15 protein-coding genes are annotated in these 15,441 nt (G+C 37.9%); 7 read left to right on the top strand and 8 right to left on the bottom strand.

Annotation, left to right across the window (positions count from 1 at the left end; genetic code table 11):
• Window positions 1-428: 428 nt before the first annotated feature.
• From ACIPUA_RS14365 to ACIPUA_RS14355, 3 genes are all read right to left on the bottom strand, one after another.
• Complete coding sequence (locus tag ACIPUA_RS14365) at window positions 429-1,724, bottom strand: cytosine deaminase (protein ID WP_042845259.1); 1,296 nt, start codon at window positions 1,722-1,724, stop codon at window positions 429-431.
• On the bottom strand, window positions 1,717-2,964 hold the full coding sequence (gene codB / locus ACIPUA_RS14360; RefSeq protein WP_042845257.1) for a cytosine permease: 1,248 nt from the start codon (window positions 2,962-2,964) through the stop codon (window positions 1,717-1,719). Before codB ends, ACIPUA_RS14365 begins: the two co-directional genes overlap by 8 nt.
• 157 nt (window positions 2,965-3,121) lie before the next feature.
• A complete protein-coding gene (locus ACIPUA_RS14355) occupies window positions 3,122-4,009 on the bottom strand; it encodes a LysR family transcriptional regulator (protein ID WP_042845255.1) in 888 nt (295 codons plus the stop codon).
• A gap of 100 nt (window positions 4,010-4,109) precedes the next feature.
• Between ACIPUA_RS14355 and ACIPUA_RS14350 the strand changes: the two genes are divergently transcribed.
• On the top strand, window positions 4,110-4,553 hold the full coding sequence (locus tag ACIPUA_RS14350) for a PACE efflux transporter (protein ID WP_449059806.1): 444 nt from the start codon (window positions 4,110-4,112) through the stop codon (window positions 4,551-4,553).
• A gap of 58 nt (window positions 4,554-4,611) precedes the next feature.
• On the opposite strand, the gene dbpA is transcribed toward ACIPUA_RS14350, so the two are convergent.
• Entirely contained in the window at window positions 4,612-5,985 is a 1,374-nt protein-coding gene (gene dbpA, locus ACIPUA_RS14345; protein WP_048607997.1) for an ATP-dependent RNA helicase DbpA, read from the bottom strand.
• 551 nt (window positions 5,986-6,536) lie between these two features.
• Here dbpA and ACIPUA_RS14340 point away from each other — a divergent pair.
• Genes ACIPUA_RS14340 through ACIPUA_RS14320 form a run of 5 tightly spaced genes read left to right on the top strand, consistent with a single transcriptional unit; the run spans window position 6,537 to window position 11,729 of the window.
• Window positions 6,537-7,682, top strand: a complete 1,146-nt coding sequence (locus tag ACIPUA_RS14340; protein WP_042845250.1) for a trans-sulfuration enzyme family protein — start codon at window positions 6,537-6,539, stop codon at window positions 7,680-7,682.
• A 40-nt stretch (window positions 7,683-7,722) separates the two neighbouring features.
• Window positions 7,723-9,147, top strand: coding sequence for a Na+/H+ antiporter NhaC family protein (locus ACIPUA_RS14335; RefSeq protein ID WP_131680668.1), 1,425 nt, complete (start codon window positions 7,723-7,725; stop codon window positions 9,145-9,147).
• Between the two features lie 15 nt (window positions 9,148-9,162).
• Complete coding sequence (locus ACIPUA_RS14330; protein WP_071548307.1) at window positions 9,163-10,158, top strand: D-cysteine desulfhydrase; 996 nt, start codon at window positions 9,163-9,165, stop codon at window positions 10,156-10,158.
• Window positions 10,159-10,186: 28 nt separating this feature from the next.
• Window positions 10,187-11,329: a trans-sulfuration enzyme family protein gene (locus ACIPUA_RS14325; RefSeq protein WP_166685696.1), complete on the top strand. Its 1,143-nt coding sequence runs from the start codon at window positions 10,187-10,189 to the stop codon at window positions 11,327-11,329.
• A gap of 55 nt (window positions 11,330-11,384) precedes the next feature.
• Window positions 11,385-11,729: a DUF3088 family protein gene (locus ACIPUA_RS14320; protein WP_052219313.1), complete on the top strand. Its 345-nt coding sequence runs from the start codon at window positions 11,385-11,387 to the stop codon at window positions 11,727-11,729.
• An 83-nt stretch (window positions 11,730-11,812) separates the two neighbouring features.
• On the opposite strand, the gene dmsD is transcribed toward ACIPUA_RS14320, so the two are convergent.
• From dmsD to ACIPUA_RS14300, 4 genes are all read right to left on the bottom strand, one after another.
• On the bottom strand, window positions 11,813-12,430 hold the full coding sequence (gene dmsD, locus ACIPUA_RS14315; RefSeq protein WP_181468680.1) for a Tat proofreading chaperone DmsD: 618 nt from the start codon (window positions 12,428-12,430) through the stop codon (window positions 11,813-11,815).
• 371 nt (window positions 12,431-12,801) lie between these two features.
• Complete coding sequence (locus tag ACIPUA_RS14310; RefSeq protein ID WP_052219312.1) at window positions 12,802-13,551, bottom strand: energy transducer TonB; 750 nt, start codon at window positions 13,549-13,551, stop codon at window positions 12,802-12,804.
• A 353-nt stretch (window positions 13,552-13,904) separates the two neighbouring features.
• A complete protein-coding gene (locus ACIPUA_RS14305; RefSeq protein ID WP_155405740.1) occupies window positions 13,905-14,072 on the bottom strand; it encodes a hypothetical protein in 168 nt (55 codons plus the stop codon).
• A gap of 33 nt (window positions 14,073-14,105) precedes the next feature.
• On the bottom strand, window positions 14,106-14,576 hold the full coding sequence (locus tag ACIPUA_RS14300; protein ID WP_042845237.1) for a multidrug/biocide efflux PACE transporter: 471 nt from the start codon (window positions 14,574-14,576) through the stop codon (window positions 14,106-14,108).
• A 109-nt stretch (window positions 14,577-14,685) separates the two neighbouring features.
• Here ACIPUA_RS14300 and ACIPUA_RS14295 point away from each other — a divergent pair, with 109 nt between their 5' ends.
• Window positions 14,686-15,384 carry a LysR family transcriptional regulator gene (locus ACIPUA_RS14295; protein ID WP_449059805.1) on the top strand — a complete coding sequence of 233 codons (699 nt, stop codon included), beginning with the start codon at window positions 14,686-14,688 and terminating at the stop codon, window positions 15,382-15,384.
• Window positions 15,385-15,441 lie beyond the last annotated feature (57 nt).

Raw genomic sequence — 15,441 nt, 5'->3', positions numbered from 1 at the left:
TTGTCAAAGTGGGATTCAGAGAACTTTATTTGTGACGTATTCGCGGTACAGCAAAACAGGAATATTGACCACCACGGTATGACAGTCAGTGTATTAGCGTTATTGTTGCTATAAATAAAGCTCAAATCCAGTTTTAGATAACTCTTTAAAAAATATAAAACCTTCAGGTTTAATTTCAATAAAAATTGCACTTAATTTTTATAAATGGCACTTATAACCAAAAATAAGGGGTAACTAGACGTTTATTGCTTATCAAAAATTGTCAATATTTTATAGAAATCAACTATGTAAATAATAAGCTTAGTATATAAATATGGCAATGGTATGAAAGATGAACAGCAAATTTAAAATGGGGGAATGAAATATAGGAAGACAGCTTAAATGGTTCACCTGTTGGCCACAGAGAACCATTTAAACGGCTAAATAACTTATTTAGTTCGATCTGAATAACCGTAATTGATAATTTCGGCTTGCTCAAGCTGGATTTGTGTTACCGCAGGTTGAGTATTGGCTATCACACGCCCATCACGGATAGAATAGCGAACAGGGACTTGTCGGCGTACCGCATCAAAACCATTTTCGGCAGGTAAAACTAGCAGGTTAGCCCGCTTCCCTTCACCAATACCATAGTCAGCTAAAGCCAATGTACGCGCACTGTATTCACTAATTAACTTCAGCCCATCATTGATTTGTTGATAACCCATTAACTGGCAAACATGTAACCCCATATGTAGCACTTGCAGCATATTTGCTGTACCGAGAGGATACCAAGGGTCAAAAACATCATCGTGACCGAAGCAAACATTAATATCTGCTGCTAGCATCTCTTTAACACGTGTAATACCACGGCGCTTAGGGTAAGTATCAAATCGGCCTTGTAAGTGAATATTGACGAGTGGGTTCGCGACAAAGTTAATCCCTGACATTTTCAATAAACGGAATAAACGCGAAGTGTAAGCGCCATTATAGGAATGCATGGCAGTTGTATGACTAGCAGTCACACGAGCCCCCATCCCTTGTGCATGCGCTAATGCGGCTACGGTTTCCACAAAGCGTGATTGTTCGTCATCGATTTCGTCACAATGCACATCAATTAAGCGGTCGTATTTCTGAGCCAGTGCAAAGGTTTTATGTAACGACTCAACACCATACTCGCGGGTAAACTCAAAATGTGGAATTGCTCCTACCACATCTGCGCCTAAGCGTAATGCTTCCTCTAATAGGGCTTCGCCATTTGGATATGACAAAATCCCTTCTTGTGGAAAGGCGACAATTTGTAAGTCGACCCAAGGGGCGATTTCTTGCTTAACTTCTAACATGGCTTTCAGGGCTGTTAATGTGGGGTCAGAAACATCCACATGGGTACGAACATGTTGAATTCCATTAGCAATTTGCCATTTTAATGTTTGCCACGCTCGGCTTTTAACGTCATTGTGAGTCAACATTGCTTTACGTTCAGCCCAGCGCTCAATACCTTCAAATAAGGTGCCTGATTGGTTCCAGCTAGGTTGCCCAGCAGTTTGCGTTGTATCTAAATGGATATGTGGCTCAACAAAGGGAGCAGTCACTAAACCACCTTCAGCATCCAAGCTTTCAGGCAATATTTCCCCGGCGGGTTGTGGCACAATGGCTTGAATTTTTTTGTTTTCGATATCAATGCGCCATAGTCCATCACGTTCTGCTAAATGGGCATTATGAATATGTTTGAAAGTTTGATTAAGCACGTGTCATCTCCGAGTCTGTTGTGCGGCGGCGATTTAATAATGGGTTAAGAACAGCGTAACATAATGCGCCACCGAGCACGGCATTAACTGGGACAATCCCAGGTAAATAATTACCTGCAATGACACCAGCAGCAACGGCCAATAATGCACTAACGTTAACATCACGCATTTTATTGCTATCGAAGGTGCTATAACGGTGACGATACATTAAGAAATCTGCAATGATAATTCCCCCAATTGGAGGAATAGCGGCAGATAAGAAAGTGAGCCAACCAACAAAATTATTATATAGCCATAAAGCACATAAAGTACCTATTAAGCCGTTGATGATAGATAAGGTTTTGCTGGATAGCCCCGTAATATTTGCAAAGCCTAAGCCAGATGCGTAGAGGGCATTATCATTGGTAGTCCATATATTTAGCCCTAAAACAATAATTGCGGGTAATAAAAGTCCTTGAGCAATCATAACATCAGAAATGTCTGCCATACCCAATGAAGCGGCTCCTGCCGCGCCAAAGATAAACATTAATGAATTACCAAGGAAAAAGGCAACAATGGCGACGAGGACGGCGATTTTTGGCCTACGACCAAAGCGAACAAAATCAGCAGTTAATGTGCCTGCACTCACAAAAGACCCTACGACCATGGCTAATGCAAGGTTAAAATCAATTGGTTTTGTCGGGGTAATTGATTGTAAAGCATTCATGCCCCCCATATCAGTAACCGCAAGATAAACGGAATAGCTGCCCAGTATGGCGATAGCAGGGACAGCAACGACAGAAAGAACCGTAAGTGCAGAAATACCGAAAATAACAGTCACCGTCATTAAGACCCCTGAAATACCAATTAGCCAATTAATATCCCAACCAGTAGCTTTCCCGACAGGAATTGCAAACATAGCAACTCCAACACCAAACCAGCCGACTTGGGTGCCGCCTAATAAGAAAGAAGGAAGCCAAGAACCTTTGATACCAAAAGAATAGCGTGCAAGGAGGTGGGTTGTTAAGCCAGTTTTAGAACCGATAAAACCAAGAAATGCGGTGTAGATACCAAGAAGAAGATTACCGATGAGTACTGCGAGGAAGAAATCATGAAAATCAAGACCGGTACCAAGAGCGCCTCCGGTCCACATACTGGCGGAAAAGAAGGTTAATCCTAGCATTACAAAGGTTAATGCTAGCCCGCCTTTTCGCGCGGATATGGGCACGGGGCCATGACTATAATTTTTATCTTCGCTCACGATAGTCTCCAATTATTTTTTCAGGGCAAAAAAATCCGACGCATTTTATAGCCAGAAAAATAAAAAGCAAACGTTTTCGTTGGTGGTATTAAAATAATTAATCTATTAAAAAACAATTTAATTTAAGGAAATAAGTCAGAAGGGGTCATGAAAATTTTTATGTAAGATGTGTTTTTTTCAGTAATTCAATGCATTCTTGTGCGCCGCGTTTAAGTGCATGGCTCTTTAAGCTAACCACATGAATAGGGAGCTTCAAACCATTAGGCGTATTTTTAAACTGTAACGGCTTTAAAGTCCCTGTCGCTAGCTTATCTTTAATCAGGGACAAGGGAAAATTCCCCCAGCCCATGCCCCCTTCGACTAAGCCTAGTGCTAGGGAAAAGCTATCTGTTTTCCAATAGTTGCTGGAAACAACAATGCGCATATCACTGAGCTCGTGCTGCCGGCTACCAATAATAATTTGTCGGCTTTCGACGAGGTCTTCAATATAAAGTGAAGTTCTTTCTTGCAAAGAAGGGTGCTTTGTCGAAATAGTCGCAATAATAGACTCCTCGCCAATATAATGAAATTGTTCTTGAGAGTTAACATGTATTCCACCAAATACAATAGCGAGCTGGAGTTGTTTTTTATGTAGTAGTGGTAATAGGTCATCTTGGGGCGCGGTGACAAGTTCAATATGTAACAAGGGATATCGTTGGCTTAAAACACGTAGAGCATCAAAGAGTATATTTGAATTAATACCTGCCGCAACACCTATAGCCAGAGTGCTTTCTACCCCTTGGGTCAACTCTCTGGAAAATGTATTAAGTTGTGATAAGTTTTCAATAATATGGCGTGCATAGGGGGCTAATGAAAGGGCTTTCTCTGTCGGTTTGGGCTCACGGGAGTGACGATCAAATAGCTCAAAACCCAATTCTGCTTCAAGATTAGCTATTGCCATACTGACTGCCGAGGGGACTCGTTGTAATGATCTTGCAGCGGCAGAAAATGAGCCTTTGTCTAGAACAGTGAGGAAAATAATAAGATTGTCACTATTGAATGACATGGTAGACCTTTCAATAAAATTGATAGTAGCTGACTTTTATTATCATTGAATTATATTTATTTTACCACCTATTGATGACGATATATTTAGAGGTGGAGATATGCAGGGAATTAAACGGAAAATTGTGTTTGTTACTATCTATGAAGTTGTTGGGTGGGTGATTTCAGCGCTAGCACTGGCCTTTCTTTCAGGGAATTCAGCGGGAACAACAGGGCCATTAGCATTGGTGATAACTACGATTGCTGTTAGTTGGAATTTTATTTTTAATACAGGGTTTGAATATTGGGAGTCAAAACAAAAATCACGAATTAGAACCTTTAGGCGCCGGTTTGTGCATGCCATATTATTTCAATTAACACTGGTAATTTTTTTAATACCGTTAATTGCATGGTGGCTCTCGATTAGTCTTTTACAGGCGTTAATACTTGATTTTGCATTAATTATTTTTATCCCAATTTATACTTTCTTTTTTAATTGGGTTTTCGATAAAATTTTTGGGTTGCCTAAATCAGCTCTGCCACAAGATAATAAAGCCGTATCATAAAACAAATAGCGTGTTTCCTTCCTTTTTTATTGCGGAAGGAAACACAGATTGCCCAATATTATTTTAGTAACCTAACCTTAACCGCTTTGCCTTTAATTTTCCCTTGTTGCAATTGTTTCCATGCTTGTTGAGCAACAGAGCGTTTGACGGCAACATAGGCATGGGTAGGATGGATAACAATTTTACCAATATCATCGCTTACTAAACCGACATCACCAGTTAGTGCTCCTAAAATATCGCCTGGGCGCATTTTGGCCTTTTTGCCGCCATCAATACACAATGTTGCCATTGTTGCTTCTAATGGTGTGATATGAAGCCCCTCAGGCTCAGCGTGCCAATTGAGCTTCATATTTAGCATTTCTTCGAGCACGTTAGCGCGTTGAGCTTCTTCAGGTGCACATAAGCTAATTGCTAGGCCGCTTTCTCCTGCTCTTGCAGTTCGGCCAATGCGGTGAATATGCACTTCTGGGTCCCATGACAATTCATAGTTAATCACCATTTCTAATGCTTTGATATCTAACCCACGGGAAGCAACATCTGTTGCGACTAAAACGCGGCTACTGCTATTGGCAAAACGTATTAGAGTCTGGTCGCGGTCACGTTGTTCCATGTCACCATGTAGTACTAAAACACTCTGTTTACTCTCTGTTAGAGCGTCAAATACGGCTTGGCAATCTTTTTTAGTATTGCAAAAAATTACGCAGGATGCAGGTTGCTCACGGCTTAATAATTTTTGCAATAGGGCTATCTTCCCATGACGTGAAACTTCATAGAACTGTTGTTCGACAGCGGGTAATTCGTCAATGCTATTAATTTCAATAGCTTGTGGTTCGTGCTGGATTTGCTGACTGATACGTGCGATTTCATCTGGCCAAGTTGCTGAAAATAATAAGGTTTGACGATTCACTGGGGAGTAATCAATCACGGTTTCTATGTCAGGCATAAAACCCATATCTAACATTCTATCAGCTTCATCTAACACTAGAGTCTGCAAAGCATCTAACTGAACGGTTTCACGGTTTAAATGGTCAAGTAAACGGCCCGGCGTTGCGACAATGATATGTGCAGCATGGGCGAGGGAATCCCGTTGTATGCTAAATGGGACGCCACCACACAGGGTTAAAATCTTAATATTAGGAATTGCACGTGCTAGCCGACGTAGTTCGTTTGCCACTTGCTCTGCGAGTTCACGAGTAGGGCATAAGACTAATGATTGTGTTTTAAACAACTTAGCATCGATATGTTGCAATAACCCCAGACCAAACGCTGCGGTTTTGCCACTCCCCGTTTTAGCCTGTGCTCGAATATCTTTTCCGGCAAGGATTGGCGGAAGGGCGGCGGCTTGGATAGGGGTCATACTGAGATAACCTAATTCTTGTAGGTTAGAAAGTTGTTCAGCAGAAAGAGCGTTAAGGTCAGCAAATGAAGTCACTATAAAATCTCAAATAGAATAAAAGGCTAATGATGCTAATGATACTATCCTAGCGTTGCGCTGTCTGTTTTTAATTCTGAATACTTAACTAGAATAGTTAATCCAATGATCTATTTTAATTTTAAAGCAAAGAGAATAAAATTCTCTTAAACCCATGTTCAGTAGTATTGATAGAGGGGGAATAAGCAAATCCCCTAAGAAATAAGTTAAATTTATTTAAATATTGATACTGATTGATTACATGTGACACTGATATATTTAACTTCTCACATACATTTATTGTTTGTTTTTAATTGGTTATAGCTTCTTTGCTGCCTTTTTTCTATTCGTTAAGTGACTAAATAATAATATTGTGACGCTGAACTCATTTATTGTAATTATAGTAATTTATTGATTTTTAATGTTATTAAACTCAGTTTAGAAAAATTTTCTCTTAATTTGCAACATGTCATCAATTTTTAGAAAAAATTTTCTATTTCTCTGTGGCATATTCCTTTTAGCAACAAATATAAATATATCGTTCTTTATTTTACTATTACTGGGTTTAGATAATGACTAAGAATATCGCTACAATTTTAATTCATGGTGGAAAGCAGCAAGATGCAGTTAATCACGCTATTTTCCCAGCAATTACAACGGCCAGTACTTTTGTTCAACAAAGCTTAACAGATCATGGAGAATATTGTTATTCACGTTGTAGTAACCCAACACGTTATGCATATGAAACCTTACTAGCTGAAATTGAAGGTGGGGTTTATGCAACGGCAACCGCCTCAGGTGTTGCCGCTTCGAGCTTAGTATTAAACTTATTACCTAAAGATTCGCATATTATTGCGATGAAAGGGGTTTATGGTGGAACGTTTAGGTTATTTGAACGCGTCTCAACATTAAATTGTGGGCACCAAATAGACTATGTTGACCTTAATAATCTGGAAGAAGTTAAAGCAAAAATAAAAGAAAACACCCGTTTAATTTGGATAGAAAGCCCAACAAACCCATTATTAGAATTAGTTGATATTAAAGCAATTTGTTCATTAGCTAAAAAGCATCATATTTTAACTTGTGTTGATAATACATTCGCTACGGCATGGAATCAAAAACCGTTGGAATTAGGTGCTGATTTAGTGATGCTATCGGCGAGTAAATATATAGGTGGCCACTCTGATTTAATTGGTGGTGCAGTGATTACTCAGAGTGATGAGCTAGCGAATCGTCTAGATTTTTTGAAAACCACACTAGGCGCGATTGCTTCTCCTTTTGATGCGTATCTAGCTTTACGTGGACTTAAAACATTAGCACTTCGCATGTCAGCACAATGCTGTAACGCAGAACAAGTTGCAAAATATTTATCTACACACCCAAAAGTTGAACAAGTTTATTACCCAGGGCTGTCTTCGCATCCACAATATGAACTATGTAAAAAACAAATGCGTACTGGTGGGGCGGTCGTCACGATTAAATTAAAAGGTGATATTGAAGATACAAAGTATTTCTTATCTAAAGTGAAGTACTTTGTATTAGCTGAGTCTCTTGGTGGTGTAGAAAGTATGGTGAATCATTCTGCAACTATGTCCCATGGCTCAATGACAAAAGAAGAAAGAGAAAGTATTGGTGTTTATGATACGACATTACGTTTATCTGTAGGCATTGAAGATATTACTGACTTATTAAATGATTTAGAAAACGCATTATCTTAATTTATTAAAATCACAATAAAATATAATAAGAGAGCATCTAATGAATGATTATGGGATTTGGACTATTGTCACGCCAATGGTGACAATACTTTTAGCCATTTTTACACGACAAGTTATATTATCATTATTACTGGGAATATTAGTCGGTTTTACCGTTATACATGATCACAATATATTATTAGGTGTGAATGGGACACTTGATGGGATTATTAATACGTTTGCTTCACCAGGGAATACAAAAACAATTCTATTTATGGTAATGATTGGCGGTATTATGCGACTGGTTGTTGTTACTGGGGGCGTAAAATCACTGGTTAGATTATTAACGAATAAAACAAAATTAATTAAAAATAAAAAAGCCGTTCAATTAATGGCGATGATTATAACCTCATTAATTTTTATCGAAAGTTCGATTAATCAATTAATCGCAGGGGCTTCAACTAAAACACTGGCTAAAAAATACGGCGTATCGCCTGAGAAAATGTCATATATTGTTCAAACATCCTGTGTTTCAGTTTGTTCTTCAGCCATGATTAACGGTTGGGGGGCGGCAATGATGGGGGTGATTGGCGTACAAATATCCAAAGGTTTCATCACAGGAGAACCATTTGAAATTTTAGCAAGCTCAATGATATTTAATATCATGGCGTGGTTTTCTTTAGCATCAGTATTGTTTTATATCTTCTCTAATACATCTTGGGGGCCAATGAAAAAAGCCGATTTACGTGCGCAAGAACAGGCTTTGACAATGTTGGCGGCAGAAGAAACAGAACAGGATGATGAAGATATTATTGACCACCCTAACTGCCATACATCCCTTAATTTCTTTATTCCTATTCTATCTACAGTATTAATGGTACCTCTTGCGCTTTATATCACTGGTAATGGCGATTTTAGCAAAGGTAGTGGCTCAACTTCGGTATATTGGGGCGTCATGTTTGGAACTTTAGTTTCTTTTGTTTGGTTCTTAGCTCGTCGTGTATTGAACATTGAGACTTTTTTTAAAGAACTGTATATCGGCTATGCCAGCATGGTCAAAATTAGCTCTGTGATGATTTTGGCATTTTTAATGGGGACCGTATCTTCAGATTTAAATACCGGGGCCTATATTGCAGAAATTACATCAGGAGTTATTTCACCTGCATTTTCAATAGGGTTTATTTTCTTAATTAGTGCGGTGATGTCTCTTGCAACGGGAACATCATGGGGAACATTTGCCATTATGATCCCGATTGGCGTTCAACTAGGGATTTCCGTCGGTATGCCTATTGAATATATGATTGGTGCAGCTATTGCGGGTTCTATTTATGGCGATATGACTTCTCCAATATCCAGTGATGCGATTGTGGCTTCAATGGCAACGGATTGCGACCATATTGAACATATTCGTACTCAAATGCCTTATGCCACCGTAACAGCTGTCTTTGCGTTAATGGTTTATCTCTATTTAGGTTTTACTTATTAGCGGGATACGTTAAAAATGAATTTTCAAGAAAAAATCTCGGCTATTACCAAAATAGATTTACTTCATGGGGTAACTCCCTTAATGAAATTACATAATATTTCAGAGTATCTAGGCCGTGATATTTATATTAAACGTGATGACATGACCCCCCTTGCTATGGGGGGAAATAAACTTCGTAAATTAGAATATCTTTTTGCAGATGCATTGAGTAAAAAAGCCAAGGTTATCGTTACCGCGGGGGCTATTCAATCTAATCATGTTCGCCAAACAGCAGCTATTGCTGCAATGTATGGCTTACAGTGTGTTGCACTATTAGAAAACCCAATACGAAGCCATAATTCACTATTTTTGAATAATGGAAATAAGCTGCTAACCGACTTATTTAATGCGGATTGTTATTTTTGTGATGAACTGACAGACCCAAATACACAACTGCAGGAACTTATTGAAAAACTAAATTTGCAAGGTAGTTATATTATTCCTGTAGGTGGTTCAAACGTATTAGGGTCAATAGGTTATGTCAATTGTGCTTTAGAAATTGTGCAGCAAAAACCAAAAGAAATCGAGTTTGCGGCTGTAATTGTGGCCTCAGGGAGTGCTGGAACACATGCGGGGTTGGCAGTTGGTTTACAAGCGTTTTTACCACATACCCCAGTCATAGGGGTTACAGTTTCTCGCACGGTAGAACAACAAAAGCCTAAAGTTGAATATTTACTTAATCAACTTGCCGTGCAATTTAATCTTTCAGCATTACCTGAAATTAAATTATGGGATCAATATTTTGCCCCTTGTTATGGAATGCCTAATGATAAAGGCCAACAAGCAGTTGAACTATTGGCGAGAAAAGAAGGGATTTTACTTGACCCTGTTTATACAGGCAAAGCAATGGCAGGGTTAATTGATAATATTTTAAAAGAAACGATTGGTGGCAATCAGCCATTACTCTTTATTCATACTGGCGGTTCACCCGCTATGTTTGCTTACTCTGAAATTAATGTGGCAAGTATTTAAATATACTTATTAATAATGCGATTTACTTATGAAAATTAATACCAAAGTTATACATGGTTACCCGATGACAGATAAATATACTGGAAGTTCGTCTATTCCGTTATATCAATCATCGACTTATTCTCAATCGGATATTGAAGAAAATTATTCCTATATTTATTCACGTTTTTCTAACCCTACTAGAGATGCATTAAGTGATGCTATCTGTGCGATTGAAAATGCCAAGTATGCTGAAATTTTTTCCTCCGGAATGGCAGCAATTAGTGCTATTTTGTTGAGTTTTAGCCATGGTGACCATATTGTTGCTTGCAAAAGTATTTATGGCGGGTCGTTTCAATTAATGACTGAATTTTTACCAAGATATGGTATTTCAGTGACATTTGTTGATGCAACAAATCCGCAAAATTATGCGGATGCAATTAAAAAGAATACCAAGGCTTTTTATATTGAAACTCCATCAAACCCAACATTACAGGTGACAGATTTAATCTCAGTGATCCGTATTGCAAAAGAAAAGCAACTCATCACAATTTGTGATAATACGTTTATGACACCGTTATTGTCTGATGTGATTTCATTAGGTATTGATTATTCGATTAATAGCGCTACAAAGTTTATTAATGGCCATAGCGATGTGATTTTAGGAACGGCAGCAACAAACAACCCCGAATATGCTAAATTGCTACATAAATCTGCGGTAGCTATTGGTAGTATTGCTGCACCTTTTGATAGCTGGTTAACCATGCGTGGGTTGAAATCGATGGCGATGCGAGTTGAAAGATCTAGTGAAAACGCACAAAAGCTTGCTGAATATTTGCATGAACATCCTAAAGTTGAGCAAGTATTTTATCCAGGTCTACCCTCTCATCCAAATTATGATATTCATATGCGGCAATCTAAAAATGGGGGAATGGTTGTTTCTTTTGATTTAGGCAGTTATGAGAATGTGAAATTATTTTTAGATACAATTCGCATACCATTAGTTGCCGTGAGTTTAGGGGGGATAGAATCTATCGTTTCTTATCCTAGGATCATGTCTCATGCTTGCATACCTGAAGAAGAACGCCTATTACAAGGTGTTACTGAAGGGCTTTTGCGTTTCTCATTAGGTTGTGAAGATATTGAAGACATTATTGCAGATGTTGATATTGCACTTGCTCAAATAAAGTAACAATAATGCCTAATAGTTTATTTTGGTTTACTCATCAGTTCAATTAGGTAACATTATGAAATGTAAATTATATCTTTTAAATATGGGTTTTTCAGATAAAAATTATGAAGGTGAAGTATTTTATTGCCCTGATTGCACAATGTTAGAAGGCATTCTTGCTAAGAACACTAATTTAAGGGAATTTATTGATGTGGTCTATATTGGTTTTGAAAAACCTAGACAAGAACTGATCACTGTTATCGGGGATGTGAACCAATCTTTGCCTGTGCTGGTATTGCCTGAAGGGATTAGTTCGGTACATCAAACGGGGGTTTACAATAATACTGCTTATATTTCTGACTTGGACAAAATTATCCTGTTCTTAAATGATGCCTACCATATACCTAAAAAACACCCATAGTATAATAATAGCCCTAAATATACCCTGATTTAGGGCTATTATTCACACGTATTTATTTTCTATTCAAATAGCTATTGAAACAACTAAAGGTAAATTTCTTTATTTATCGGATTTAATTGGATAGCTTGCTGTATGTATTTTAAAGTTTCATTCGCTAATAGTGCAGTTGCTTCATAAAAAGCATGGCCACTTTGTAATTGCATTTTCTCTAAATAACGATAAGCCCAGGGTAACAAATGCATTTCTAGTAGGCCCCGTAATAGCTCGGGTTTATTTTCAACAACCCAAGCAGTGAGTAACAATAATAAACCAATATGATCTTCTGGTTCATTTTGATTTAATTCAATATTAATTTGGTTGTTGCGTAGCCAAGCCCTTAGTTCAAGGGTGGATATACCAAAAACACTATTTTCCTTATCAAGGTAAACAGAGCCCCAAGGTGGTACGGGAAGCGCATCAGGGCCAATAAATAAGCGCTGATAAGCTTCTTGTAATGTTTCTTGCTCATTTAAGCTATCTTGAAAGCGTTTATCAATACGTTGGCAATCATAGATATTATTGAAAGGCCACTCAGATTGCCATTCACTTGAGTTAAATAAGTGAATTAATTTATTTACACGGGCATCAGAAGGGTTATAACTAAATAATGCGCCAAGAGTTTGTGCGCAAAGTGAAAAATCCGCCAGTAGTTTTTGTTCCATATTGATCCACTTGATATATTGATTTCGCTTTTTAAGCCGATCGTAACCAAACATCGGGCTTTTGTCGATGATAACAAGAAATAAGCTTTTTCTCGTCCTATATAAACAGTATTAGGTAATGATTACCCCGCAATAGCCTTGGCAACAATCATCTGTAGCCTGTAGAGAATTTCACTACTGATTAGTTCATCATACACGATTAATAAAACAGCATTAGAAAGCCTATTCTCAACGGTTTTTTCATTTTTATGTATAGTAAAGCCAAACAGCTAAACCCAATGATAATCAGGCTGTTCACTATTCAATATATTGCAGGCATTAACAGCATAGTAACTCATATCACGATAGCGGGTTATTAGCTTTATTTAGCGTTAATTAAATTCAATATTAAGGGTAATTGATTGAGCAAAGCCCGCTGGTGGCTTACCTACTGAGCGGCTTTTTTGTACCGCTGTTAATGCGGCATTGTCTAATAATTCGTTTCCAGAACTACTCGCTAAGCGTACTAAACTAATTTCTCCCGTTTGGCTTAATTGGAACTGAACTGTGCTGACACCTCGACTTTTCATTTTTTTAGCTCTACGTGGATATTGTTTATTGCGTTCAATTTCTTGACGTAATTTTTCACGATAGGAACTTATTAATTGACTGTCTATATTACTAGGGGCTTGTTGTGTTTTGTGGCTTTTATTTCCCAAGGATAAGGACGTCACTTGACCACCTGCTTTTTGCTGTTGGGCAATTTCAGTGTGTAGAGGTGTTTTTTTCTCTACTGGCTTCTTAGGCGTCTCTGTATTTTTAACCATTGTAGATGTTGTTGGTTTAACCGGTTCTTTGACGGTTTTTTTTATTTCTTTTTGTTTTTTAGGGACGACAATAGTGGCTTTTTCCACCACAGTGTCTAACTTTATTTTACTAAGGATAGCGTGGGCTTGTGCTATTTCTTCAGGTTGAGTTTCTTGAGCGGCCTGAGTCAGTGCAATAGAAATAACTGGAGCATCCTGCAACGCTTGGTTTTTCTGAGATTGAGATAATGATTGAGTCGTTATATAAATAAAATACCCGATAACTAAAATATGCAATGTTATCGACAGAATAAAAGTAAGTAGTTTTTGACTCATCATAAGACCTCGGTATTCTTTCAGTTAAAGCCAAAAAGGTAACGGCTAAACGTGTTTAAGATAAGTAATTGCTAACATTGCTTTAAGGTTATAAGGGGTAAAAGAATTCATTTGGTTATAAATCATAAGATAATATGATGTTTTATTTTATGTTAATGATTATCAATTGCAAATGCAAGTTATTGTCATTATCGTGAGGTGCGTCGTGGTTTCTCAGTTTTATAGTGTCATTAAAGTAATTAACAGCAGATAAAGTGGGGGGATTTATTTCTCTATTAAAACAAAAAGGCTTAGCAAATAACTAAACCTTGATGAAATGACTTATATGATAAATTATGACTGTTAATAGTATCTTATTTAGTTTTACTCCGGATTAAATGTTGTTCCATGGCATAAATTGTTGCAGAGGATTGGTTATTCTGTGTAAAACTAAGCGCTACCGCTGCTTTCTCATGGCTATCCATTTCTCCAAAGTTTTTTGCAATGATAGCTAATATCGGGTCACTATTTGACAACGACACAGAACATGCTTCGTGTTCTGTGTCGTTGCTGAACTATGTACGTTTTATGGCTGGCTTAATCGAGTTTGATTGGTTTTCTTGGTTAGTAAACCAACGGTCACGCAAAATGTCATAGAGTAGGTTAAATGCATAAGTGTAAAATAAGAAAAAAGCAAAGAAGCCAATCTCAAGTAAAAATGCATCCCATAAAGTCATTTTTAGGAGTACTGCCAGTATCGGTAGGCCGAGGATCACAAAACTTAATTCGAAACCAACAGCATGGGCAATACGTACTTTAGTTGGGCGTAGCCCTTTAGAAAGAGGCCAGTAGAGGTCAAATAGCATGTTATAGAATAGGTTTAATAACATGGCGAGTGTCGATAATATAATCGCGACGGTACCCATTTGGAAAATTGAGCGTCCTAAAATCCATGCACTGACCGGAGCAGTTATCGCGATTGCGATGATTTCAAATGAAACTGCATGAAAAATTCGTTCAGTTAATGTTTTTGTCTGCTTGCTCATAACTACCTCAAATATATAGCTATCTAATATGTTATAAAAAAACAGGTGCAATTATTTGCTATTTTATATATATATACAAAATGGCAGCCATCGGAAAAATCGATACCTTATGAACTATTCTATAGAAACATTGCGTACCTTTGTGGAAGCCGCTGCACTGAAATCGTTCTCTGCGGCAGCGAGAAAGCTTAATAAAAGCCAATCGACAGTGAGTACGACTATTAGTGGTTTTGAAGATGATATGGGGTTTGCTTTATTTGATAGGCAAGGGCGTGAATCAACACTGACTTTTGCTGGAAGAAAGGTATTAAGTCTAGTTGAGGATATCTTATCAGCTGATGAACGATTACAAGCCTTGAGAGTTGAATTGTCACCTGATATTGAACCACGGTTAAGTTGTGCTTTTTCAGATATTTATCAACCTCCACACGCAGAGCATGTATTAACAATATTAGATAGACAATTTCCTCATATTGAATTTGAATTCTTAATAGCCGAAAACAATGATGTCATTGAAATGATCCAAAATCAGCAGGCTCATGTTGGCATGATGGAGTCACGAATCGAATATCCTGCTGATATTTCATTTTCACGTTTACCTGTTCAAGGGGAGCTAGGGTTGTATGTGTTAGCTAGCCATCCGTTAGCAAAAGAAAAACAAATTACCTATCAACATCTCACGACGACACGTCAACTACGGTTAAGTAGCAGCAGTGAAACCGTCATTAACAGCGAAAAAAACTGGCTGGGCAATACTACCCACTTGGTTAGTCAAGCAATTCGGTCATGGCCTATTGGTGAGCCTTAATTATGACCTATGGCCGCGTAAAATTAATGTAGATTTAGTGTGGTCTAAGCATAATCC

The sequence above is a fragment of the Providencia sp. AGC89 genome (genome assembly GCF_053543535.1).
Note: the sequence above shows the minus strand (reverse complement) of the source record. Positions and strands in the feature narration are given on the sequence as shown.

What these genes read in the sequence shown, in the direction of transcription:
- ACIPUA_RS14355 (WP_042845255.1), bottom strand. Translation starts at nt 4,009, where the DNA reads ATGTCATTCAATAGTGACAATCTTATTATTTTCCTCACTGTTCTAGAC.
- ACIPUA_RS14350 (WP_449059806.1), top strand. Translation starts at nt 4,110, where the DNA reads ATGCAGGGAATTAAACGGAAAATTGTGTTTGTTACTATCTATGAAGTT.
- ACIPUA_RS14340 (WP_042845250.1), top strand. Translation starts at nt 6,537, where the DNA reads ATGACTAAGAATATCGCTACAATTTTAATTCATGGTGGAAAGCAGCAA.
- ACIPUA_RS14335 (WP_131680668.1), top strand. Translation starts at nt 7,723, where the DNA reads ATGAATGATTATGGGATTTGGACTATTGTCACGCCAATGGTGACAATA.
- ACIPUA_RS14330 (WP_071548307.1), top strand. Translation starts at nt 9,163, where the DNA reads ATGAATTTTCAAGAAAAAATCTCGGCTATTACCAAAATAGATTTACTT.
- ACIPUA_RS14325 (WP_166685696.1), top strand. Translation starts at nt 10,187, where the DNA reads ATGAAAATTAATACCAAAGTTATACATGGTTACCCGATGACAGATAAA.
- ACIPUA_RS14320 (WP_052219313.1), top strand. Translation starts at nt 11,385, where the DNA reads ATGAAATGTAAATTATATCTTTTAAATATGGGTTTTTCAGATAAAAAT.
- dmsD (WP_181468680.1), bottom strand. Translation starts at nt 12,430, where the DNA reads ATGGAACAAAAACTACTGGCGGATTTTTCACTTTGCGCACAAACTCTT.
- ACIPUA_RS14310 (WP_052219312.1), bottom strand. Translation starts at nt 13,551, where the DNA reads ATGAGTCAAAAACTACTTACTTTTATTCTGTCGATAACATTGCATATT.
- ACIPUA_RS14300 (WP_042845237.1), bottom strand. Translation starts at nt 14,576, where the DNA reads ATGAGCAAGCAGACAAAAACATTAACTGAACGAATTTTTCATGCAGTT.
- ACIPUA_RS14295 (WP_449059805.1), top strand. Translation starts at nt 14,686, where the DNA reads ATGAACTATTCTATAGAAACATTGCGTACCTTTGTGGAAGCCGCTGCA.